The sequence below is a fragment of the Duganella levis genome, assembly GCF_009857605.1.
Classification (GTDB): Bacteria; Pseudomonadota; Gammaproteobacteria; order Burkholderiales; family Burkholderiaceae_D; genus Rugamonas; species Rugamonas levis.
In genome coordinates, this window is record NZ_WWCT01000015.1 from 55,210 (window position 1) to 77,965 (window position 22,756).

The following is a 22,756-nucleotide window of genomic DNA, read 5'->3' on the forward strand; positions in this document are numbered from 1 at the left end:
GCAGAACCGCCTCAGATCGCTCACACATGGCCAACGATAACGAAAACGTAACTCCCGACAGCAACGACGACAGCGCCTTGTCCGCCAGCGCCAAGACGCCGGCGCTGATCGCGCGCGAAGTGCAGCGCCGCCGCACCTTCGGCATCATCTCCCACCCGGATGCGGGTAAAACCACGCTGACCGAAAAGCTGCTGCTGTTCTCGGGCGCGATTCAGATGGCCGGTACGGTCAAGGCCCGTAAATCGGGCCGTCACGCCACCTCGGACTGGATGGAGATCGAGAAGCAGCGCGGCATTTCCGTCGCTTCGTCGGTGATGCAGTTTGAATTCCGCGACCACGTGGTCAACCTGCTGGACACCCCGGGTCACCAGGACTTCTCGGAAGATACCTACCGCGTGCTGACGGCGGTCGACTCGGCGCTGATGGTGATCGACGCCGCCAAGGGTGTGGAAGCGCAGACCATCAAGCTGCTGGACGTCTGCCGCATGCGCAATACGCCGATCGTCACGTTCATGAACAAGATGGACCGCGAAACCCGCGATCCGCTGGAACTGCTGGACGAGCTGGAATCGGTACTGAAGATCCAGTGCGCGCCGGTGACCTGGCCGATCGGCATGGGCAAGAACTTCCGCGGCGTGTATCACCTGCTGAACGACACCATCATGCTGTTCAAGGCGGGTGAAGAGAAGGCCGACGGCGCGTTCGAGCTGATCGAAGGCATCGACAATCCACGCCTGCAGGAAATGTTCCCGCTGGAGATGGACCAGTTGCGCATGGAAGTGGAGCTGGTCAACGGCGCCTCGCATCCGTTCGACCTGGAGCAATTCCTGGCGGGCGTGCAGACGCCGGTCTTCTTCGGTTCGGCGATCAACAACTTCGGCGTGCGCGAGATTCTGTCGGCGCTGGTCGACTGGGCGCCGGCGCCACGCGAGCGTGACGCCACCGTGCGCGCGGTCGATCCGAAAGAAGAACCGTTTACCGGCTTCGTGTTCAAGATCCAGGCCAATATGGACCCGGCACACCGCGACCGCATCGCCTTCCTGCGCGTATGCTCGGGCCGCTTTGAACGCGGCATGAAGGTCAAGCACCTGCGCCTGGGACGTGAAGTCAAGGTGTCGTCGGTGGTGACCTTCATGGCATCGACCCGCGAACAGGTGGAAGAAGCGTACGCCGGCGACATCATCGGCCTGCCGAACCACGGCAACATGCAGATCGGCGACTCGTTCTCCGAAGGCGAACTGCTGACCTTCACCGGCATCCCGTTCTTTGCGCCGGACTTCTTCCGTCAGGTCCGCATCCGCAACCCGCTGAAAATCAAGCAGTTGCACAAAGGCTTGCAGCAGCTGGGCGAAGAGGGCGCGGTCCAGGTCTTCAAGCCGGTGCAAGGTGGCGAGCTGGTGCTGGGCGCGGTCGGCGTGCTGCAGTTTGAAGTGGTCGCCAGCCGCTTGCTGAACGAGTACGGTGTCGACGCCGTGTTTGAAAGCACCAGCATCAGCAGCGCGCGTTGGGTATCGAGCGACGACAAGAAAGCCTTGTCCGACTTCGAAGACCAGCTCGGCCACAACGTCGCCTACGACGCCGCAGGCAACCTGGCCTACTTGGCGACCTCGGGCGTCAACCTGCGTCTGACGCAGGAACGCTGGCCGAAGCTGCAATTCCACGCCACCCGCGAACACTCCGCCAAGCTCTAAAACTCCGGGGTCAGGTCCGGCATTCGGACACGAGCACAACCGTAGGCTTCGCTAAGGTTGTGCTCGTGTCCGAATGCCGGACCTGACCCCGGATTATGACCCCGGATTAAAATGCGCGGAGGAGGGCGGGGACTTCGTTGCTGAGCTCGCGGGCAAGGTAGCCTAGCGGCCCGTGTTTCAATGCGAGTTGTTCGCCCGCCAGCGCGTGTAGCGCGATGCCCCAGGCTGCCGCCTGTTCCAGCGTCGCGCCACGCGCCGCCAGGCCGGTGATGATGCCGGCCAGTACGTCTCCCGATCCCGATATCGCCAGGCCGGCGTTGCCGCCCTGGTGCCGCCATTGTCTTCCATCCACCGTCGCCAGTACCGTCAGCGCGCCTTTCAGTGCGACTGTGGCTTGCCAGCGCTGCGCCGCCAGTCGGGCGGCGGCTTCCGGCTGGGCCTGGATGTCTTGCTTGTCGGCGCCGGTCAGGCGCGCCAGTTCGCCGGCATGCGGCGTCAGCAGGACGGGGCGGTCGAAGCGGAAGCCGTACGGCGCCGTCTCCGTGCCGCACTCGGCGTCGCGGCCGACCAGGCTCATGCCGGCCGCATCGAGGATCAGGTGGCTGTCGCTACAGCACTGCAGCAACGCGCGCACCAGTTGGCAACAGGCGTCGTCGTCCTGCATGCCGGGACCGATCAGCACGGCACTGGCTTGCTGGCAGGCTTGGTGCAGGCCGGATGCGCTGTCGGCCAGCAGGCCGCCATCGTTGGTCTCCTGCAAACTGATGACGCGCGCTTCAGGCACGGCAGTGCCGATATGGGCCGCGACACTGGCGGCGGTGGCGATGGTCAGCTTGCCGGCGCCGGCGCGCAAGGCGGCGTTGGCCGCCAGCAGCACCGCCCCCGGCATTTCCCGCGAACCGGCGACGATCAGCACGTGGCCGCGCACTTCCTTGTCCGCGTCCGCGCCTGGCATTGGCAGCGGCCAGTCACGCAGCAGTTGCGGCGTGATGTCCTGGTTCATGATTTGGGTGCGGCCGGCTGGTCGGCCTCGTGCGTCACCGGCGTGCCGGTTTGTTCCAGCGGGGCGACAAAGTTGGCTTGCACCAGCTTCAGCTTGCCATTTTTGCCGGCATGCGGGTCGAAGCGGTATTCGGTGATGCCGCAGTTGGGCACGTCGCCGGCGCGGTCGATTGCCAGGATGGCGTCTTCATCCAGCCGCTCCAGCAGGTAGCGGAAGCAGTTGACGATGACTTGATGGCCGACGATCAGCACCCGTTCGCCCCGGTATTCCCGGGTGATGGTGTCGATCACGCTACGCAGCCGTAGGATGACGTCGCACCAGCTTTCGCCGCCCGGCGGCCGGAAATAGAATTTGCCCACATGGGCACGCTGCTCGGCCAGTTCCGGATATTTGTCATGGATGCCTAGCGGCGTCAGCCGGTCGAGGATGCCGAATTCTTTCTCGCGCAGGCGTTCGTCGGCGGCCACGGCGGTTAGTTGGTCGCGGTCCAGCCGGTCCAGCACGGCTTTGGCGGTGGCCCGCGCCCGCACGTACGGCGAGTACAGCACTACCGTTGGCCGATTGTCCGGCCCCAGCGCATCGAACCAGTCGCTCATGGCCTGTGCCTGGCGCTGGCCTAGTTCGGATAGCGGCACGTCAACATCGCGGTCGGCGATGTCAATCAGGAACTGTTTTCCGGCCTCGGCAGCATCACGGGCGACGTTGCCGGCGCTCTGGCCGTGCCGCACCAGCCACAGTTGCTGAGGCCACTTTTGCTCCATCAGCCTATCCTTTTTAGGTCCAGTTCCACCCACACCGGCGCATGGTCGCTGGGCTTCTCTCGGCCGCGCACGTCACGGTCGACTTCGGCGGCTTTCAGCGCCGGCGTCAGCGACGGGCTGAGCAGCAAATGGTCGATTCGCAGACCGGCATTGCGGCCGTAAGCATTGCGGAAATAATCCCAGAAGGTATAAATCACTTCGTCGGGATGTTTGGTGCGCAAGGCATCGCACCAGCCCTGTTTCATTAGCCGGTGGAAGGCGTCGCGGGTTTCTGGACGGAATAGGGCATCGTCGACCCAGCGCTCCGGCTTATAGACATCCAGCTCGGTCGGCATGACATTGAAATCACCCGCCAGCATGGCTGGCGCACCGCTGTCGATTAACTTGGCGGCATGGGTGATTAATCGGTCAAACCACTTCAGCTTATAGTCGAATTTCGGTCCCGGCGCCGGATTCCCGTTCGGCAGATATAAGCCGCCGATAATCACGCCGTTGACCACCGCTTCTATATAGCGGCTTTGAATATCTTCCGGATCGCCCGGCAAACCGCGCCCGGTTTCAGTCGGTGTGGCGCCGCGCGCCAATATGGCCACGCCATTCCAGCTTTTTTGGCCGTGCCAGATGGCGCCATAACCGGCGTCGTTAATTGCCTGCTCGGGGAATTTCTCCTGCGGGGCTTTTAATTCTTGCAGGCAGACGACATCCGGCTTGGTCTCATCGAGCCATTGAAGGAGGGCCGGCAACCGGCTGCCGATACCATTGACATTGAAGGTGGCGATACGCATACGACAAGTTTAACCGCCAATTGCCCCTGCCTGCGTGCGGAAACGTACGAAAATTCGCCTATCCATGCCAAGTGTTGGCGCGATCCAGCCAGCTTCTGGCGACAGTTGACTTTTGCGCTTGACAACGTCCGCGATTGCGCATACTGTATTACTCAACTAATACACAGATACCACTAACATGGCCATGCACACAGCTGCCTTATTTTCGATAGCGACCGGCTCCTCCGATCCTATCTACCGGCAATTAATCGAACAGGTCCGGCGATTAATTGCGGCGGGCGTTTTAAAACCGGGCGATGTTTTACCGTCAGTGCGGGACGTGGCGTTGGCCTTGGCGGTCAATCCGATGACGGTGTCCAAGGCTTATAACATGCTGGAAACCGAAGGCTTATTAAGCCGTGCGCGCGGTGTTGGCATGCTGGTAGCGGAAGGAAATAAGCCGCAGGGACGGGAAAATCTTTTAAGACCGGCATTGGAACGGGCCGCAGCCGAAGCCCGCCAATTGGAACTCGATCCGGACACGGTGCTGCAATTGTTTGCGAAAATTCTTGGAGAAACTAAATGAATCCAGTCGTGGTGGAAAACCTGCATAAAGCCTTCGGCAGCCAACAGGTATTGCAGGGCGTGAATTGGAATATTGCTCGTGGCAAGGTGATTGGTTTATTGGGCCGCAATGGCGCCGGTAAATCGACATTGCTGGAATGTCTGCTCGGCCTGCGTGAATCAGACGCCGGCAGCAGCCGCGTATTTGGCCGATCGGTCACCGCGCTGGATGAGCAAACCCGCGCCAACATCGGCTACGTTCCACAAAAATCCGACCTGTTCGAGTGGTTAACGCCTGTGCAACTTTTGAACTATTTCAAAGCCCTGTATCCGCGCTGGAATCAGGGCAAGGTGGATGGCTTGATGGAACGCTGGGGCTTCCACGGCGAAGCGCGCGACAAGCAAATCAGCCAGTTGTCTGGCGGACAACGTCAGCGCCTGTCGATCATCCGCGCACTGGCGCATGATCCGCAACTGCTGGTGCTGGACGAGCCGGTCGCCAGTCTCGACCCGGTCGGCCGCCGCGATTTTTTGCAGGAACTGATCAGCGGCGTGATCGAACGCGACACCACGGTGATCTTCTCCACCCACATCCTGTCCGACCTGGAACGGGTGGCGCTGGATGTCGCCTTCTTGCAAGGCGGCAAGATCGTCCTGCAAGGCGCGCTGGATGAGCTGTTGGAAGGTAAAAACCTCAGCCTGGAAGACCTGTTTGTCGAGGTGACCAAATGACACTCCGCCAAGCCTACGGCCCCATGCTGGCGCAACTGGTGCAGGACAGCGCCACCCGCCGCCAGATTGTACGCGCGACTTTGCTGCTGGCGGTCGGCGAAATCCTGCTGCTGACACTCTACGATGGTCGTCGCGGCCAAGCGGGCACCCTGGTGCTGGTCTGTATGCCATGGGTAGCGTTGCAGCTTTGGTGCGGGGCTTTCCTGAAAAATGCGGTCCGCCAGAATCGACCGGAATATGCCGGCCTGGTGCCGCATCTGCGCAATCGGCTGATACGGGTGACAGCCGCAATGTATGCCGTCGAAATCGCGCTGCTGGCTGTGGTGAGCGGATTGGTGTTCGGCCACGCGGGCTACGGCCTGGTGTTTGGTGGCGTGTTCACTGTGTTAAGCATTCTCATGAACCGTTATATGGCGTTGGCCTGGGTCATGGCACTGGCCATCCCGTTCGGCATGTCTTATGCGGTCAACGATTTGCCGCCCCTGCTGGCCGGACTCAACGAAGCCGCAGTGACGGCCGTCGCCATGGTGCCGATCGTGCTGCTGGGCGGCTGGGGGCTGCACCTGATCCTGCCGCGCGGCGGCGATGACCACTGGCGTTGGCAAGCCCAGTTCAACCAGCGCCAGGACGCGCTGACCTGCGGGCGGAGCAGCACATCGGCCAAGTCTGCGCCGTCGCGCCTAAGGCAAGTGATGCAGAGTTTTTACCTGGCTGCGCTGCGCCGCGACAGCCAACGCGGAGTGGCGGCAGACCGCGCCTTGATGCATGCGATCGGCCCCGGCGCGCATCCAGCCCGCATGATCGCTTTTTCGCTGGTCTCCACGCTGCTGGCGCTGGTGATCGGCCGCTTTCTCAGCGACGGCGCCCGCACCGGCATGACCATCGCGACCGGGCTGATGCAGTTGGGCGCAGTGCTGATGTACGCCATCAGCGTGGCCGACGATGTCGTGCTGCACGGCGCCGAGCAGCAACTGTACTTCCTGACGCCGTCCGCACCGGCCGCCGCCCGCATCAATCGTCTGCTGGTAACGACGGTGCTGCGCCGCGCGCTGGCGGCGTGGCTGGTATCGCTGGCTTGCGTGGCTGGCTTGGACTCGGTGCTGGCCGATCACTTGAGCCTGCACGGCGTAAGCTTTGCCATGTCCATGGTCGTGCTGTGGACAGTAACACCGCTGCTGCGCAATTACGCCGTGGCCCCGGCCCAACGTCTCGGCGTGACGTGGACGGTTGTCATTGTCATCATGGTGCTGGTGTGCCTGGGCGCTGTTGGGCTGTTACAGCTGGCGCCCAACTTCCCCTGGTACGAAGTGGGCAGCGTGGCCGGACTCGGCGCACTGATCTACATGGTCCTTCGCTTCCGCGCGCTGATGGCGCTGCCGCCGGTGCTGCCGGCCGGACGATTGGCGGTCTAAGCCGGCGTGCGCTTGCCCAGCCAGATCACATCGATGACGGCGCCGATCCAGCCCACCAGCAGCACGGCCGAGGCCAGGTTGGTGGCCGGATTGTCAATGCCGGACGCATGCACGCGATCCAGGATGGCGAATGGATCGAGCGCCAGCTTGCCCGCGTCCAGTTCATCTTGTAATTGAGACAGCAAGTGCAGCATGGTGGTCAGCAGATACAGCACGGCGGCGGCGGTCGGCAGCAGGAACAGCATGCCGCGCAGCGTGCGGCGCGGCCGCAATGCCAGGTGACCCAGTCCGGGAAACAGCAAAGCGGAGATGAGTACCGCCCTGGATGATGCTTTCATGATGCTCCTGTTGTTACTTTGTGCCGATTGACCGAACGCAAGATTGCAGCGCGGCAGCCAGCGTAGATTACAACATCTTGGCTGCCAGGGGGAATCATGCGTGCTTGGATCATTATCGCTTTGTTGACGAGTTGCGCGGCGCACGCTGCGCCCGGCGAAAAGGACGCGGTGGCGTTGGCCGAGAAGGGCGCGCAGTTCGTGCGCGCACACGGCAAGGCCGAGATGATCGCGCGCATCAATAGCAAGGACGCCGAATTCAACCAGGGCGCGCTGTACCTGGCGATGCGCGACCTGCAAGGCATCACTGTGGCCCATCCGACCACCGCGCTGATCGGCAAGAACCTGCTGGATGTGCCGGACGCCGACGGCAAGCTGTTCCGCCAGGAGATGGTGGCGCTGGCCAAGGGCGTGGGGCACGGCTGGGTCGACTACAAGTTCCGTAATCCGGAAACCGGCAAGGTCGAGGCCAAGCGCACCTACGTGCTACGGGTCGGCGACGTCGCGCTCGAAGCCGGCATCTACAAACACTGAGCGTGCCGACCATGCTCAGCAAACTGAAGATCGGGCCCAAGCTGCTGCTGGCCCCTGGGGTGGTGCTGATCCTGTTGATCGTGCTGTCGGCCGGCGCGTATCTCGGGCTACTGCGGCAGAACCAGTCACTCGACAATATGGTGCAGCAGCGCGCCGTGCGCCTGAAGGCGGCGGCTGACCTGGTGGCCGGCGCGCACAAGGCGCATACCGAAATCTACCAGCTGCTCACCTGGATCAACGCCAGCTTCTCGGCGCCGCGCGTGGACGCGCTGGTGCGCGACATCCATCTGCGTCACGCGGCGCTGGACCGCCAGTTCGCGCAGCTGGAAATGGCCACGCAATCCGATCCGGCCGAGCGCCGTTTCGTGGTGCAGTCGCAGGCCGCGCACACGGTCTACGTCAAGGCCATGCAGGATGTGATTGAGCTGGCGATGGTTGATCAGTCGATGGCGGCCAACGCCATGTCCAAGGCCGAGCGGGCGTTCGACGTGGTGGCGCAGCGGCTGGAAGAACTGTCGCGGCTCGAACAAAGCCTGAGCGAACGCGCCTACGCCGACGCCGAAACGGATTTCCGCGTGCTGTCGACCTGGATGCCGATCGTGGTGGCCCTGTCGATCGCCCTGTCGCTGCTGGTGACCATGGCGGTCCGTAACGCCATGCTGAAAGAGGTGCGCGAGATCGGCGCGGCGGCGGTCGATCTGGCCGAAGGCAACCTGACGGTGCGCCAGCGCGTCTACGGCCGCGACGAAATCGCCGAAACCTCGCGCGCGCTTGACACCAGCATCCGCAACCTGAATACCACGCTGAAGACCATCCTGTCGACCGCGCAGTCGATCGACAACGCCTCGCGTGAAATCGCCCAGGGCAATGCTGTGCTCACGCGCCGCACCCGCGCGCAAGCCGGCACGCTGGAGGAAGCCGGCGACGCCATGCAGCAGCTGGGCGGGCAGGTGTCCGACACCGCCACCCACGCCGAACTGGCGGGCCAACTGGCGCACTGCGCCAACAGCTTTGCCGCGCGCGGCGGCTCGGTGGTGCAGCGGCTGGTGGTGACCATGGCGTCGATTCGCGGCAGCACGCGGCGGGTGGTGGAAATCGTCGGTGTGATCGATGGCCTGGCGGTGCAGACCCATATGCTGGCCCTGAGCGCGGCGGTGGAAGCGGCGCGCGCCGGCGAGCATGGCCAGGGCTTTGCCGTGGTGGCCGGCGAAGTGCGCATCCTGGCGCAGCGTTCGACATCGGCGGCGCAGCAAATCAAGCTGCTGGTGGCCGAATCGGTGGCGGACATCGACAGCGGCGCGCGTTCGGTGGCGGAAGCCGGCGACAGCGTGGCGGAGATTGTGGCCTCGGTGCGCCAGGTCGGCGACATCATCGGCCAGATCGGTGACACCAGCGCGCAGCAGGCGCAGGGCGTGCTGGGTGTGCAGCAGGCCATCGTCAGCATGGATCAGGTGACGCAGCAAAATCTGGCGCTGGTGCAGCAAGCCGCTGCCGCCGCCAGCAGCCTGCAACGGCAGGCCTTGTATCTGTCGGAAGCGGTGGCCATCTTCAAGCTGGATGAAGGTTTGGAGCAGCCTGATGCCACGCGTCCGGCCGGCAGCCCGCGCGTGGTGCGTCTGCGGCTGGCGTCAGTACGGAGCTAAGCTGCGCGCCAGCGGTCGCCCGGTTGCTGAATGTAGCGGGCGATGACGTATTTCCACGGCATGGCCAGCGGGATGATGATGGCGACCATGCATTCCATCGCCGTGCCCATGATGTTGTCGTCCATGGCGCCGCTTTGCCACGCGGGCAGGGCGACGATCAGCAGCCAGATCGACTTCCACGCCAGTTCCCAGAACAGCACCGGCAGCATTTGCAGCGGATAGCGGATGCCGATCACGCACAGCAGGCTGAAAGCGGCCAGCATGCACTTGACCACGCCCTGCGACAGGCCCCAGGGCTCGGCGTGATGGATCACGCTCGGCCACACCACCAGCGCCAGTCCCAGCGCGATGATCAGATAGACAGCTCTCAGCGAATACAGGCGAAACAGCGATACGTGTGGCATGGCGAAACTCCTTAATGAGGGTTTATTCGACTTCCTTGAGTACTTTTTCAATCGCGATGATGCGGATCTTCAGGTCGGCCAGCGCGGCTGCCGTTTGCTCCTGCGCGGCGACGGCGCGTTCTGCCAGCTGGCGGTAAGCCTCGTTGCCCTGCGCTTCCAGTTCGGCCTTCTTGACGGCCGTGCGCGAGCGCAGCAAGAAGATCAGGAAGATGGTCCCCAGCGGCATCAGCAGGGTAAGCAGGTAAATATTTTCGGACATGGTGAGCCTCTACTTTTCAGGATTGGTCGTCAGGGTACGTACTGCGTCGGCGATCGTGGCCGGGGTCAGGTCGATGGCGAACGGCGCGGCGTCGAAATAATTCAGCGCCTTGCCGTCGTTCGACAACTCCATCTGACTGGTCACCAGGCCGGCTTCCTCCAGCTTCTGCAAATGCAGGTGCAGCAGCGGGCGGCTGATATTCAACTCACGCGCCAGCTGGCTGACGTAATTCCGTCCACCCGCTGCCAGCGCCGCCACCACCCGCAAACGGTGCGGGTTGGACAGTGCCGCCAGAGTGGCCAACAACTGATCGCCTGTGAGAGATTTGGATTTCATGTGTCAAGAATATCTGACAGGTGAAAGAAATGCAAGCGAAAAAAAAGCCCGGCGTGCAGCCGGGCTTTTTTTGAGCGGACGAGGATTACTCGTAGTCGCTGATCGGCGCGCAGCCGCAGAACAGGTTGCGGTCGCCGTAGACGTTGTCGGCGCGGCCGACCGGTGGCCAGTATTTCTGCTTGCGCAGCGATGGCAGCGGGTAGGCCGCCACTTCACGCGAATACTTGCGCTCCCAGACGTCGGCCGTCAGCACCTGGGCGGTGTGCGGCGCGAATTTCAGCGGGTTGTCCAGCTTGTCGAATTCGCCGCTTTCCACTTTGGCGATCTCGCCGCGGATGGCGATCATGGCGTCGATGAAGCGGTCCATCTCGATTTTCGATTCCGACTCGGTCGGCTCGATCATCAGCGTGCCCGGTACCGGGAACGACATGGTCGGTGCGTGGAAGCCGAAGTCCATCAGGCGCTTGGCCACGTCTTCGTTCGAGATGCCGGTGGCATCCTGCAGCGGACGCAGGTCGATGATGCACTCGTGCGCCACCAGGCCGTCGTGGCCCGAGTACAGCACCGGGAAGTGCGGCGACAGGCGGCGGGCGATGTAGTTGGCGTTGAGGATCGCGGTTTCGGTCGCGGCGGTCAGGCCTTCGGCGCCCATCATGGCGATGTACATCCACGAAATCGGCAGGATCGATGCCGAGCCGTATGGCGCGGCCGAGACAGCGCCGATGCCGGCGTTGTCTCGGATGTAGCCGTTCGAACGCTGGTTCGGCAGGAACTTGGCCAGGTGCGCGCCAACGCCGATCGGGCCGACGCCTGGGCCGCCACCGCCGTGTGGGATGCAGAAGGTTTTGTGCAGGTTCAGGTGCGAGACGTCGCCGCCGAACGCGCCCGGTGCAGCCACGCCGACCAGTGCATTCATGTTGGCGCCGTCGACGTACACCTGGCCGCCGTGGCTGTGGATGATGTCGCACAGTTCGCGGATACCTTCTTCAAACACGCCGTGGGTCGAAGGGTAGGTGACCATGACGGCCGCCAGGTTCTTCGAGTGCAGCTCGGCCTTGGCTTTCAGATCGGTCAGGTCGACGTTGCCGTTTTCGTCGCAGGCAGTGACTACCACCTGCATGCCGACCATCGAAGCCGATGCCGGGTTGGTGCCGTGCGCCGACGATGGAATCAGGCAGATATTGCGATGGCCTTCGCCACGCGACTGGTGGTAAGCCTGGATCACCAGCAGGCCGGCGTATTCGCCTTGCGAGCCGGCGTTAGGCTGCAGCGAAATGGCGGCGTAGCCGGTCACCGCGCACAGCATCTCTTCCAGCGAAGCGATCATCTCGCGGTAGCCGATGGTTTGCGCTTCAGGCGCAAACGGGTGGATGGTCGAGAACTCAGGCCAGGTCACCGGGATCATTTCGCTGGTGGCGTTCAGCTTCATGGTGCAGGAACCCAGCGGGATCATGGTGCGGTCCAGCGCCAGGTCCTTGTCGGCCAGCGAACGCAGGTAGCGCAGCATCTCAGTTTCCGAGTGATAGCGGTTGAATACCGGGTGCGTCAGGTAGGCGCTTTCGCGTTGCAGCGCTTCAGGGAACGAGCGCTCGACGGCGGCTTCCACGGTGTCGAAGTCCGGGCCGTGAGCAGGGCCGCCGACCGGATGCGAGAACACGGTCCACAGCAGCGCGATGTCTTCGCGGGTGGTGGTTTCGTCCAGCGAGATGCCGACGTGCGAAGCGTCGATCACGCGCAGGTTGACGCCGTGCGAGTGGGCCGATGCATGCAGCTGCTCGGCGTTTTTGACGTTGATGGTCAGGGTGTCGAACCAGCTGTCGTTGGTGATGGTGTAGCCCAGCGTTTTCAGGTTCGAGGCCAGTACGCCGGTCAGGCGGTGCACGCGCTTGGCGATCTGCTGCAGGCCTTGCGGGCCGTGGTAGACGGCGTACATCGACGCCATCACCGCCAGCAGCACTTGCGCGGTGCAGATGTTGGAGGTGGCTTTTTCGCGGCGGATGTGCTGCTCGCGGGTTTGCAGCGCCAGGCGGTAAGCCTTGTTGCCCTGCGCGTCGATGGTGACGCCAACCAGGCGGCCCGGCATCGAGCGTTTGAATTCGTCGCGGGTGGCCATGTAACCGGCGTGCGGGCCGCCGAAGCCCAGCGGTACGCCGAAGCGCTGCGAGTTACCGACGACGACGTCGGCGCCCCATTCGCCCGGAGGCGTCAGCATGGTCAGCGCCAGCAGGTCGGCGGCGGCAACCACCATCGCGCCTTTGGCCTTGATCGCTGCGACGTCGGCTTTGTAATCGCGCACGTTGCCGTTCACGCCCGGATATTGCAGCAGCACGCCGAAGCAGTCGCCGATGCCTGCCAGTTCGGCCGGGTGGAAGGTTTTAACGTCGATGTCGAGCGGCTTGGCGCGGGTCTGGATCACTTCCAGCGTTTGCGGCAGCACGTCGTCGGCGACGTAGAACACGTTCGATTTCGATTTGCTCACGCGCTGGATCAGCGTCATGGCTTCGGCGGCGGCGGTGCCTTCGTCTAGCATCGAGGCATTAGCGATGCCCATGCCGGTCAGGTCGGTGATGGTCTGCTGGAAGTTCAGGATGGCTTCCAGGCGGCCTTGCGAAATCTCTGGCTGGTAGGGCGTGTAGGCGGTGTACCAGGCCGGGTTTTCAAAGATGTTACGCAGGACGACGTTCGGCGTCAGCGTGTTGTAGTAGCCCTGGCCGATCAGCGACTTGAGCACCTTGTTTTTCGAGGCGATTTTTTTCAGCTTGTTCAGCGCTTCCTGCTCAGGCATCGGCTGGGTGTAGGCGCCCAGCGGCAGCGCGGCCTTGTTGCGGATGTTGGCGGGCACGATGGCGTCGATCAGGGCGGCGCGCGTGGCGTAGCCGAGGACCGACAGCATGTCCTGCTGTTCTGCGGCGTCTGGGCCGATGTGGCGGGCGATGAAGGCGTCGCGTGCTTCGAGTTGGGAGAGGCTGGTGCGGGTCATGATATGGGCGAGGGCAGAGAGGAAAAAGGGCTGTCGTCCCCGCGAAAGCGGGGACCCATGCGGAGCTGGCGTTCTATGGGCCCCCGCCTGCGCGAGGGCGACGGCAATCAGGCGCCGGTGTTTTTGCCGTAGGCTTCGGCGTCCAGCAGGCCGTTGATTGCGTTGGCGTCGGTCGGCTTGATCTTGAACAGCCAGTTGGCGTAGGCGTCGGCGTTGATCGATTCCGGCGCGTTGACCACGTCTTCGTTCACGGCCACGACTTCGCCGGCCACTGGGGCGTAGATGTCGCTGGCGGCTTTCACCGATTCCACCACGGCGGCGTCGTTGCCGGCTTCGTAGCTGTCGCCGACTTTCGGCAGTTCGACGAAGACGATGTCGCCCAGCGCGTCCTGCGCGTACTCGGTGATGCCGACGGTGACGGTGCCGTCTTCTTCAGCGCGTACCCACTCGTGGGATTCGGTGTACTTCAGGTCTGCAGGAATGTTCATGTAAGGGCTCCAGAGGTGGTGAGATAAATTAGACTGCCAGGATTTTACCGTTACGGACGAACGGCAGCTTCACCACGGAAGCAGCCAGTTTTTTGTCGCGGATTTCTACGTGGACGGTGTCGCCGACGTTCACGCCCATCGGCACGCGCGCCAAGGCGATCGCCTGCTGCATGGAAGGGCTGAAGGTGCCGCTGGTGATTTCGCCGGTGGCCTCGCTGCCGGCCACGATGACTTTCTGGTGCGCGCGCAGCACGCCGCCTTTTTCGCGCAGAATCAGACCGACGAACTGGCTGTTCTGGCCCTTGGCTTGCAGTGCGGCCTTGCCGATGAAGTCACGCTCGGACACCAGGTCGATGGTCCATGCCAGGCCAGCGTCCAGCGGGTTCACGGTGTCGTCCATGTCCTGGCCGTACAGGTTCATGCCGGCTTCCAGGCGCAGCGTGTCGCGCGCGCCCAGGCCTGCCGGCTTGACGCCGGCGGCGGCCAGCGCGTTCCACAGCTGTTCGGCCTTGTCGGCGGCGACGCCGATTTCAAAACCGTCTTCGCCGGTGTAGCCGGTGCGGGCGATCATCGCCTCGCCAAACGCGGCGCTCTGGGCGAAAGCGACGTTGAACGGCTTCATTTCGGCGGTGGCTTCTTTAGATTCCGGGATCACTTCCCACACCTTGGCGCGGGCGTTCGGGCCTTGCACGGCGATCAGCGCCATGGCATCGCTGCCGCCGTCGCGGCGCTGGGTGATGGTCAGGCCACTGCTGGTGGCGTCATTTTGCGCCTGCATCCACGCCACGTCCTTCTCGGCGGTGCCGGCGTTGACCACCAGGCGGAACCAGCTTTCGTTGATGAAGTAGACGATCAAGTCGTCGATCACGGTGCCCTCTGGATTGAGCATGCAGGAGTAGAGCGCCTTGCCCGATACTTGCAGCTTGTCGACGTTGTTGGCCAGCAGGCCGCGCAGGAAGGTGCGCACATTGTCGCCCTTGATGTCGACCACGCACATGTGGGCGACGTCGAACATGCCGACGTCGGTGCGCACGGCGTTGTGTTCTTCGATTTGGGAACCGTAGTTGACCGGCATGTCCCAGCCGCCGAAATCGACCATGCGGGCGCCGGCTGCGCGGTGTGCGTTATTGAGGGGGGTGGCTTTGAGCGTCATGTCCGGTCCAAACGAAAAGAGGTTAACAGGGAATACGCATATTCCAAACCCCTCTGTCCTTGGTACCTGAGAGATAGCGGAAAGCTGCTTCCGCACGCCCCTTCGGTGGATTGCCCATGCAATCTCTCTCCAGAGTTTGAGCCGTTTTCTGGCCCCTTGACCGGTCCTTTTGCCTGAGAGTTTGTGGGTAGTGCCCCTTCGGCGGCAAAGCTGGTTTGCCCTCTCCCGATCAAGACTCGGGAATATATGTCAGACGGGCTTGAATGTCAATCTTGCCCGGGGCGCGCACGAATGAACAGAAGGAAAGCTGGAAAAGAAACAATTTGCTAGAATTAATCACACTATTTCGAGAGCCCAACCATGAGCCAAGATCACACCAGTTATGAAGGGCACGCGTGGTTCACGCTGTCCGGCGACGTTAACAGCGATATGGTCCGCCGCGTGTTTGACGCCGTTGCCGATATGACCGAGGACCGTATTACCACGGCCCACATCCTGATCCAGTCCAACGGCGGCTATGTCAGCGACGGTATTTGTCTGTACAACTACCTGAGCAAGCTGCCGATCAAGATCATCACCTACAACGCCGGCGCAGTAGCGTCGATTGCAGTGATCCTGTATCTGGCCGGTTCCGAGCGCTATGCCAGCGACACTGCGCGCTTCATGGTGCACAAGTCGCACGCCAGCGCGCCGCACGGCGCACGGCCGGACGCGCTGCGCATCATCGTCGAGGGCTTGCAGGCGGACGACGCCCGCACCGAGCAAATCCTGCGCAACCATGTGCAGCTGAGCGACGACAACTGGCGCACGCACGAATATTCGGACCTGCACCTGACGGCGGCCGAAGCGTTGAAAGTGGGATTGGTGAGCGGGGTGGAAGACTTTGTGCCGCCTGCCGGGCAGCGGGTGGCCAACATCTAACGCTTGCCGGCGATGCGGCGCGTCTGGCGCCGCATGTACCGCTGATTGTCTACTTAGCGGTTGCCGGACTGCTTGTTGCCGTCATTTTTGTGGCTTTGACGGCCTGCTTCAACGTGCTGCTCATGGGTGCCGCCCTGGGTGCCGCTGCGCGCGCCGCTGGACGAACCTGCGGTGCCCGATTGCTTGTTGCTCTGGTTCGAGCCTTGTTTCGAGCTCTGGTTGCTACTGTTGCTGCTGCCTTTTTGGTTCGAGTTCATTTTGATTCCTTTGATAAAGTGAAAAGAACGTACTCGCCGGAATCACCTTGGCGTGGATGCTGAGGCGTTTCCGGTGACGTCATGATGCGGCGAGCAAGGCTGGGTCGGTATCGGAATACTCCTTGGTGGCTTGTAGGAGCATGCCTTGCTGGCAAATTAAAACTCTTCCCATTCCACCGGCTGTTGCGGCTGCTGCGCTGCGCGTGGCGGGCGGGATAGGGCGCCTGGCCCGGGGCGCTTGGGTGGCGCTGATCGCGGCGAGGGCTGTGCGGGTGGCAAGGTCGCGGCAGGCTTGGCAGGTGCCACTGGCGTGGTCGCTGGCGTGGCCGGTGTGTCAGGCGCGGCAAACAGGCTGATCGCATCGCCCAGCTTGCCGGTTTCGGCGCGCATGGAGGCGGCCGCCACAGCGGCCTGGCCGACCAGCGTGGCATTCTGCTGCGTGGCCTGATCCATCGCTAGAATCGCCTGGTTGACCTGTTCCAGCCCGGCAGTCTGCTCGGCGCTGGCGGCGGCAATCTCGCCGATCAGGCCGGTCACCTGCTTGACGCTGCCAACCACCTCATCCATGGTCTTGCGCGCCTGATCGGCCAGTTGCGTGCCGCGTGCCACCTTGTCGACCGAATCGTCGATCAGCTCCTTGATTTCCTTGGCCGCCGCCGCTGAGCGCTGCGCCAGATTGCGCACTTCCGAGGCCACCACAGCAAAACCACGCCCCTGTTCGCCGGCGCGGGCTGCTTCCACCGCCGCATTCAAGGCCAGGATATTGGTCTGAAAAGCAATGCCGTCAATCACGCCGATGATTTCCGCAATCTTGCGCGAGCTGTCGTTGATCGAGGCCATGGTGCCCACCACCTGCTCCACGTCATTGCCGCCACGCACCGCCACGGCCGACGCCGACAGCGCCAGCTTGTTGGCCTCCACTGCGTGGCCGGCATTCTGGCGCACGGTGGCGGTAAGCTGCTCCATCGAAGAAGCAGTCTCCTCCAGCGCCGACGCCTGCTGCTCGGTGCGCGCCGACAAGTCCTGGTTGCCGTCAGCAATTTCAGTCGCCGCGCCGCCGATCGCCCGCGCGCCGTGCTGCACCTGGCAGACGATGGCCTGCAAGCTGTCGTTCATATGTTGCATGGCGCGCAGCAGCTTGCCGGTCTGGTTGTCCGGCTGTGGCGCGATTTGCGTGCCGAGGTCGCCACCGGCGATGCGTTGCGCCACCAGCATCGCCTGCTGCAACGGCGCCGAAATCGAGCGCGCCGTCCACAGGGCCATCAGGGCGCCGCCAGCCACGGCCAGGAACAGCAGGCTATAGGTCGTGACGCGGGCGCTGGCGTACAATTCATCGGTCTGCCGCGTGGCTTCCTGACTGGATTGAATGGCCGATACCAGCAGCTGGCTGAGTTGGGTATTTAGCGCGCGGGCTTGCTGCAATTGGGCTTCCGGCGATGGCGTCGCGCCTTCGCTGAGCAGCGCTTCGTTGCGTTTGGCCAGCGCCGTCATGGTTTGCGGCAGCCACTTGCCGGCCAGTTCCGCCGACGCATGGTTGATCGCGCTGATGCGGGACAGCGCGCTCAGCCCCAGCAGCGCTGTCAGGCTGAGCACGACAGCGAAGGCAGCCAGCAGCTTGCGGGATGTTTCCAGGTTGTGCAGGAATTTCATGGGCATCCTTGGTGGACGGTAGAGGGAGTTTTTTATCTTAGGGAAACTGCAAGCTTGCCTGTTGAGCCGTCGCAAAATACACAAAAAATTGCATATTCTTGGCTTCTTGGTATTGCTTGATGGAAATATCATGTGACAATGTAGTGGACAGTTGATTTCATTCATCAGGCACACCCATGGTTGCATCTCCAACAACGCCCGCAGCACCGAAAAAGACGGTGTCGCCGCGTCACGCCTTGTTGGAGGAGCTGATTGGGATTGCGGTCAAGCACGCCGGTGATCAGTATCTGGAGTTGGCCAACAAGCTGGCCGGGGCGTTGATTGATGCGACGGATGGCGATACGCGGCTGATCCAGCAGCGCATTCGCGCCGGCAACCAGCTGCGCAATCGGAATTTTGCGTTTTTACATCTGGCGACTAGTTCGCTGGAGAAGGCGCTGCGACGCGAGATCGCGGAGTTGGCGCCGGCCGTCAAGCGGGTGGCGCGCAGTGCGGACCAGCCGCTGTCGCTGGTGCCGTTCGAGGAAATGGATAACCAGGTCGCGCTGGGCGGCGTCAGCAAGCCGTTCGAGGTGTTGCATGCGGATGCCTTGCAGACGCTGAATGTGCGGCTGGCGTTTTTGCTGGATCGCGATATTTTGCGACTGAGCCAGAATCCGTTTCGGCCGGCGGTGTTTCTCGAAGCCTTGCAGCAGGCCTGGACAGAATTTGATCCGGAGGAAGCGTCGGCAGGGCTGTTGCAGCCGTGGATCAAGCCGGAGATGTTCATTGCACTGGGGCCGATGCTGGAGGCGTTGAGTCTGGCTTTGCAGAGTAGCGGCGTGCTGCCGAGCGGCACGGATGGCTACAAGCGCCGCAAGCTGGATGGCGGAACGACCAAGACGAAAACCAATCAGGCGGCGCTGGCGCAGCAGCTAAGGCAGTTTTTTGCGTCCAGCGACGTGGCGGGATCGGCGGCGGGACAGATTGTGGACGGCATCGCCAGTGGCATGCTGCACGCCGGCGGCGTCGACCTGACGATACCGGATCTGCCCGCTGCCGCGCTGGCGGCCGGCAGCACGTGGACGCCCAACGCCGCAGCGCCAGCCACGCGCGGCCAGGCGGTCGGCACGGCCGCGATCGCCGGCATGAGTGCCGCTCAGTCGGGCTTGCAGGCCTTCAGCAGGGGCATCCAGCCGGGCGCGCAAGTTGGCGGCTGGGCACAAGGCGCGGCGCAGGGCTTCCATGCCGGTGGTTTGCCAAACGAAACCGCCCAGCGGCTGGCGCAAGTCGACGCCAAGCAGCCCTTGCTGGCCTACCTCGCTGAACTGCAAAAAGCCGTACCCTACGAATCCATCGGCAACCTGGCGGCCGTCACCGGCGGCACGGCGCCAGCGTCTGCATCTGCGCAGGCCACGCCGGCCGGAAACATCTTCTACCTGCCGACCCTCAAGCAAAGCATGCCGCAAGGCAGCCTGACGCGCGCCGACGAATCCACGATCGACCTGCTGTCCGCCGTCTTCGACACTGTCTTCAGTGACCAAAGCATCTCGCCGGAAATCCGCGAACTGATCCGCTTCCTGCAAATCCCGGTCCTGAAAGCCGCCCTGGTCGACAAAAACTTCTTCTTCCAAGAAGCCCACCCGGCGCGCCGCCTGCTGGAACTGCTGTCGCGCATGGTCTGGGAGCAGCGCAAAGGCCCGGACGATCCGCTGTTTCAGGCCATGCAACGCAGCGTCGACCGCGTCGGCCGCGACTATGAGCAAGAACTGTCGGTCTTCACCGAAGCCGTCAACGAGCTGGAAGCGTCGATCCAGGCGGAAGAGAAAGCCGCCGCCGTCGCCATCGCCGCCCCCATCGCTGCCGCGCTCAAGCAGGAAAAGATGGCCGAGTCGAACAAGCTGGCCGAGAACGCTGTCGCCTTGCGCATCGGTACCGGGGAAGTCATCGCCGTGGTGGAAGCCTTCCTCGAACAGCGCTGGACCTCGGTGCTGACCATCGCCTACAGCATCGAAGACGACAAGCCCGGCGCCGTCAACAACGCCACCAAAACCATGGACGACCTGATCTGGAGCGTGCGTCCCAAGCTAACGCCCGACGACCGCAAGCAACTGATCGCCAAGCTGCCGGGGCTCTTGTCCGCGCTGAATAAATGGTTGGATGTTATCAAATGGCAGGATGCCGATCGCCTGCAATTCTTTGCCGAGCTGGCCGAATGCCACGCCTCGATCGTCCGCGCGCCGCTGGAAATGTCGCCCGAACGGCAGGTGGAAATCGCCATGCAAGTCGCCCAGCAGGCCGCCGAGCGCCGGTTGGCGCTGCAAGCCAAGGCCGAAGCCGAGGCTGCGGCCGACCACCAGACCGCGCCGCCAGCCGAAGAGGACGATGCCCTGATCGAAGTGGACAGCCTCACGCGCGGCATGTGGCTGGCGTTTGAGCAGGAAGACGGCAGCAGCCGCAAAGTCAAACTGGCGTGGATCAGCCCGCGCCGCACGCTGTACATCTTCTCGACCGCCGCGCGGCAGGAAGCCTTCTCCATGTCGGGCGACGACCTGATCCGCCGCTTCCGCGACGGCAGTGCCCAGGTCGCGCGCGCAGAAGGCGTGGTCGCCGTGGCACTCTCGCAAGCCCTGTCCCGCGGCGCCGACAACGACGCCGCCATCGCCACCCCGGCGGCCGCTGGCTAACGTACGGCCAACAGCGCGCCGCCCATTCCCATGAACACTACCGCCGTGCTGCGGCCGGCCAGACGGCGGCGGCTTGCGCTGGCTGCCACATTTCGCGTCAGCCATGCCGCGCAACTGACGTAAAAGAAATGCGATACCAGCGTGCAGATCGTGAACGTCGACGTCAGCAACAGAAAACGATGCAGGTCGATATGGTCATGCGGCATAAACTGCGGGAACACGGCGGTGAAGAACAGGATCGCCTTCGGATTGCTGACCGCGATCAGCAATCCTGAGCGAAACGTTTTGAATCGGCTTTGCTCCATTGGCTGCGTCGCCTGTGTGGTAGCCGGCGCGCCGGCGTTGCGCCAGGCCTTGATGCCGAGATACACGAGATACGCCGCGCCCGCTACTTTCAGCAGTCCGAACGCCAGCGCGGATGCTTGCAACACCAGGCCCAATCCGGTTGCCGCTATCGTTGCGACGATAAATACGCCCAGCGCGTTGCCTGCGGAACTGTAAAGCGCGCGGTGCGCGCCCTGGCTGGACGCAGTGGAAATCGCCATCAACACGCCAGGCCCAGGGCTGAACGCCGCAGCCAACGATACCGACAGAAACAGCAGCCAGGTCGAAAAATCCATCTCGGTCACTCCGGAAAGAAAAAACTTAGTATCGTTTTAAACCGAGAAATTATAAATGCTCTAATATTTACAATATCTTTAACTGGCGATTCACAATCATGGACAGACTACGTAGCATGGAAGTGTTCGTCGGCGTGGTGGATGCCGGCAGTTTTACGGCGGCTGCCAAGGTGTTCGAGATGTCGGTGGTCATGGTCGGCAAACATATCGCCGAACTGGAGCAGCGTCTCGGCACGCGGCTATTGAACCGCACCACGCGCCGGCAGAGCCTGACCGAAATCGGCGAGCAGTACTGCGAACAGTGCCGGCAGATCCTCGCCCACGTGCACAGTGCGGATTCGGGCGCGCTGGCCATGCGCAGCAGCGCGCGCGGCACGTTGCGGATCAGTGCCCCGGTCGCGTTTGGCAGCGCGTTGCTGGCGCCGAGCCTGCCTGATTACATGGCGGCCCATCCCGAAGTCAGCGTCGACCTGGAGTTGAGCGAACGCATCTCCGACGTGGTGGAAGAGGGGCTGGACGCGGCCATTCGCATCGGCCGGCTGGAGGATTCGACCATGATTGCCCGGCCGCTTCAGCCTTACGGCATGGTGATCTGTGCCTCGCCAGCCTACCTGTCCCAACACGGCATGCCGGGCACGCCGGCCGATCTGGCCCATCACCAATGCCTGGATTTCCTGCATTGGCGGCGCGTGGTGCGCTGGCAGCTGAATACAAACGCCGCGCCCAAGCCTAGCCGGTTTCGTTCCAATAATGGCCAGGCCCTCAAGCAAATGGCGCTCAACGGTTTCGGGCTAGCGATGCTGGCGGAAATCGTCGTCGCCGAAGAGATTGCAGCCGGTCGCCTGGTGCCGGTCTTGCGCGACTTCATGCCGCCCATGCGGCCACTGCACCTGATTTATCCGCGTGGCCGGCAAGCCACCCCCAAGCTAAACAGTTTTGTCGATTTTGTGGTGGCGCATTTCGGCCTGCCCTGATTACGGCGTGCCGTTGGCGCCATGCAGCAGCCAGCCTGGGCGCTCGCCAAGCAGCTGGGCCCAGGCGGAGAGTGCCGGCAGGGCAGGACGCTCCATCGGCGTTGACAGCCAGCGGTTGAATGCCAGGCCCAGCACGATATCGGCCAGCGTGAAGTTGTCGCCTGCAACCCATCTTCCAGTATGCGAAAGTTGTGCATCGAGCAATTGCATCAGGCGGTTCCAATCCCTGATGCTGGCCGCAATCGTGGTCAAATCGGTGTGCGCCGCACTGCCGCGAACCAGTGCCATGAAGGCGTAGCGCCACGCCGTGTTCAGTTCGGTGGCCTGCCAGTCCATCCATTTTTCCACGTGGGCACGTGCCATTGGCTGAGCCGGCAGCAGATCGTGGCGAGCATGCTTGCTGGCCAGATAGCGGCAAATGGTATTCGACTCCCATAACACCTCACCGCCGTCAACCACGACCGGTACCATGGCGTGAGGATTGAGGTGCTGCACATCCGTCCCGCTGGACGGTTTAAGTTGATATGAAACGCCGATTTCAGCGCAGGTCCACAATACTTTGCGGACATTGATGGAAGTGTCCTTGCCAAGAATGATCATTTTTAAATT

23 protein-coding genes and 2 riboswitches are annotated in these 22,756 nt (G+C 62.8%); of the genes, 9 read left to right on the forward strand and 14 right to left on the reverse strand.

All coding sequences use genetic code 11. The features are described from left to right. The first annotated feature begins 26 nt into the window (after positions 1–26). Entirely contained in the window at positions 27–1,691 is a 1,665-nt protein-coding gene (locus tag GTP69_RS18145) for a peptide chain release factor 3 (protein ID WP_161056174.1), read from the forward strand. Positions 1,692–1,797: 106 nt separating this feature from the next. On the opposite strand, the gene GTP69_RS18150 is transcribed toward GTP69_RS18145, so the two are convergent. The 3 genes from GTP69_RS18150 to xth are packed head-to-tail and all read right to left on the reverse strand — an operon-like array spanning position 1,798 to position 4,240. Next, positions 1,798–2,694 (reverse strand): NAD(P)H-hydrate dehydratase, encoded by an 897-nt coding sequence (locus tag GTP69_RS18150; protein WP_161056175.1) that lies wholly within the window; start codon positions 2,692–2,694, stop codon positions 1,798–1,800. Further along, positions 2,691–3,455, reverse strand: coding sequence for a histidine phosphatase family protein (locus tag GTP69_RS18155; protein WP_161056176.1), 765 nt, complete (start codon positions 3,453–3,455; stop codon positions 2,691–2,693). Before GTP69_RS18155 ends, GTP69_RS18150 begins: the two co-directional genes overlap by 4 nt. Continuing rightward, positions 3,455–4,240 carry an exodeoxyribonuclease III gene (xth, locus tag GTP69_RS18160; protein WP_161056177.1) on the reverse strand — a complete coding sequence of 262 codons (786 nt, stop codon included), beginning with the start codon at positions 4,238–4,240 and terminating at the stop codon, positions 3,455–3,457. The genes GTP69_RS18155 and xth overlap by 1 nt, the downstream gene beginning before the upstream one ends. Before the next feature lie 178 nt (positions 4,241–4,418). Between xth and GTP69_RS18165 the strand changes: the two genes are divergently transcribed. The 3 genes from GTP69_RS18165 to GTP69_RS18175 are packed head-to-tail and all read left to right on the forward strand — an operon-like array spanning position 4,419 to position 6,927. Beyond that, positions 4,419–4,805: a GntR family transcriptional regulator gene (locus tag GTP69_RS18165; protein ID WP_161056178.1), complete on the forward strand. Its 387-nt coding sequence runs from the start codon at positions 4,419–4,421 to the stop codon at positions 4,803–4,805. Further along, positions 4,802–5,515, forward strand: a complete 714-nt coding sequence (locus GTP69_RS18170; RefSeq protein WP_161056179.1) for an ABC transporter ATP-binding protein — start codon at positions 4,802–4,804, stop codon at positions 5,513–5,515. The genes GTP69_RS18165 and GTP69_RS18170 overlap by 4 nt, the downstream gene beginning before the upstream one ends. Beyond that, positions 5,512–6,927 carry a hypothetical protein gene (locus GTP69_RS18175; protein WP_161056180.1) on the forward strand — a complete coding sequence of 472 codons (1,416 nt, stop codon included), beginning with the start codon at positions 5,512–5,514 and terminating at the stop codon, positions 6,925–6,927. Before GTP69_RS18170 ends, GTP69_RS18175 begins: the two co-directional genes overlap by 4 nt. Here the strand turns inward: GTP69_RS18175 and GTP69_RS18180 are convergent. After that, the gene (locus tag GTP69_RS18180) at positions 6,924–7,265 is read right to left on the reverse strand and encodes a hypothetical protein (protein ID WP_161056181.1); all 342 of its coding nucleotides are present in this window, start codon (positions 7,263–7,265) and stop codon (positions 6,924–6,926) included. The genes GTP69_RS18175 and GTP69_RS18180 overlap by 4 nt on opposite strands. Positions 7,266–7,361: 96 nt before the next feature. On the opposite strand from GTP69_RS18180, the gene GTP69_RS18185 reads away from it, so the two are divergent. Continuing rightward, complete coding sequence (locus tag GTP69_RS18185) at positions 7,362–7,796, forward strand: cache domain-containing protein (protein ID WP_110849683.1); 435 nt, start codon at positions 7,362–7,364, stop codon at positions 7,794–7,796. A gap of 11 nt (positions 7,797–7,807) precedes the next feature. Further along, positions 7,808–9,439: a methyl-accepting chemotaxis protein gene (locus GTP69_RS18190; RefSeq protein WP_161056182.1), complete on the forward strand. Its 1,632-nt coding sequence runs from the start codon at positions 7,808–7,810 to the stop codon at positions 9,437–9,439. Here the strand turns inward: GTP69_RS18190 and GTP69_RS18195 are convergent. The 6 genes from GTP69_RS18195 to gcvT form a co-directional block, all read right to left on the reverse strand. Beyond that, complete coding sequence (locus GTP69_RS18195) at positions 9,436–9,843, reverse strand: hypothetical protein (RefSeq protein ID WP_161056183.1); 408 nt, start codon at positions 9,841–9,843, stop codon at positions 9,436–9,438. The genes GTP69_RS18190 and GTP69_RS18195 overlap by 4 nt on opposite strands. A gap of 22 nt (positions 9,844–9,865) precedes the next feature. Then, positions 9,866–10,102: a hypothetical protein gene (locus GTP69_RS18200; RefSeq protein ID WP_161056184.1), complete on the reverse strand. Its 237-nt coding sequence runs from the start codon at positions 10,100–10,102 to the stop codon at positions 9,866–9,868. Between the two features lie 9 nt (positions 10,103–10,111). Then, the gene (locus GTP69_RS18205; protein WP_229261032.1) at positions 10,112–10,408 is read right to left on the reverse strand and encodes an ArsR/SmtB family transcription factor; all 297 of its coding nucleotides are present in this window, start codon (positions 10,406–10,408) and stop codon (positions 10,112–10,114) included. Positions 10,409–10,523: 115 nt separating this feature from the next. Beyond that, on the reverse strand, positions 10,524–13,418 hold the full coding sequence (gcvP, locus tag GTP69_RS18210) for an aminomethyl-transferring glycine dehydrogenase (protein WP_161056186.1): 2,895 nt from the start codon (positions 13,416–13,418) through the stop codon (positions 10,524–10,526). Positions 13,419–13,525: 107 nt separating this feature from the next. Continuing rightward, positions 13,526–13,906, reverse strand: a complete 381-nt coding sequence (gene gcvH / locus GTP69_RS18215) for a glycine cleavage system protein GcvH (RefSeq protein WP_161056187.1) — start codon at positions 13,904–13,906, stop codon at positions 13,526–13,528. A gap of 28 nt (positions 13,907–13,934) precedes the next feature. Beyond that, positions 13,935–15,059 (reverse strand): glycine cleavage system aminomethyltransferase GcvT, encoded by a 1,125-nt coding sequence (gene gcvT, locus GTP69_RS18220; protein WP_161056188.1) that lies wholly within the window; start codon positions 15,057–15,059, stop codon positions 13,935–13,937. A gap of 43 nt (positions 15,060–15,102) precedes the next feature. After that, positions 15,103–15,202: riboswitch (glycine riboswitch) on the reverse strand. Between the two features lie 8 nt (positions 15,203–15,210). After that, positions 15,211–15,297, reverse strand: a riboswitch (glycine riboswitch). A 122-nt stretch (positions 15,298–15,419) separates the two neighbouring features. Here gcvT and GTP69_RS18225 point away from each other — a divergent pair. Further along, a complete protein-coding gene (locus tag GTP69_RS18225) occupies positions 15,420–15,980 on the forward strand; it encodes an ATP-dependent Clp protease proteolytic subunit (RefSeq protein ID WP_161056189.1) in 561 nt (186 codons plus the stop codon). Positions 15,981–16,033: 53 nt separating this feature from the next. Here the strand turns inward: GTP69_RS18225 and GTP69_RS18230 are convergent, their stop codons facing one another. Next, positions 16,034–16,237 carry a hypothetical protein gene (locus GTP69_RS18230; RefSeq protein ID WP_161056190.1) on the reverse strand — a complete coding sequence of 68 codons (204 nt, stop codon included), beginning with the start codon at positions 16,235–16,237 and terminating at the stop codon, positions 16,034–16,036. Between the two features lie 156 nt (positions 16,238–16,393). Then, on the reverse strand, positions 16,394–17,887 hold the full coding sequence (locus GTP69_RS18235; protein WP_161056191.1) for a methyl-accepting chemotaxis protein: 1,494 nt from the start codon (positions 17,885–17,887) through the stop codon (positions 16,394–16,396). 176 nt (positions 17,888–18,063) lie between these two features. Here GTP69_RS18235 and GTP69_RS18240 point away from each other — a divergent pair, with 176 nt between their 5' ends. Further along, positions 18,064–20,553 carry a DUF1631 family protein gene (locus tag GTP69_RS18240; protein WP_161056192.1) on the forward strand — a complete coding sequence of 830 codons (2,490 nt, stop codon included), beginning with the start codon at positions 18,064–18,066 and terminating at the stop codon, positions 20,551–20,553. Here GTP69_RS18240 and GTP69_RS18245 read toward each other — a convergent pair. After that, positions 20,550–21,173 carry a LysE family translocator gene (locus tag GTP69_RS18245; RefSeq protein ID WP_161056193.1) on the reverse strand — a complete coding sequence of 208 codons (624 nt, stop codon included), beginning with the start codon at positions 21,171–21,173 and terminating at the stop codon, positions 20,550–20,552. The genes GTP69_RS18240 and GTP69_RS18245 overlap by 4 nt on opposite strands. A gap of 98 nt (positions 21,174–21,271) precedes the next feature. On the opposite strand from GTP69_RS18245, the gene GTP69_RS18250 reads away from it, so the two are divergent. Beyond that, entirely contained in the window at positions 21,272–22,147 is an 876-nt protein-coding gene (locus tag GTP69_RS18250) for a LysR family transcriptional regulator (protein ID WP_161056194.1), read from the forward strand. Here the strand turns inward: GTP69_RS18250 and GTP69_RS18255 are convergent, their stop codons facing one another. Further along, positions 22,148–22,747, reverse strand: a complete 600-nt coding sequence (locus GTP69_RS18255; RefSeq protein WP_161056195.1) for a glutathione S-transferase N-terminal domain-containing protein — start codon at positions 22,745–22,747, stop codon at positions 22,148–22,150. It abuts the gene before it with no gap. Between the last annotated feature and the right edge of the window lie 9 nt (positions 22,748–22,756).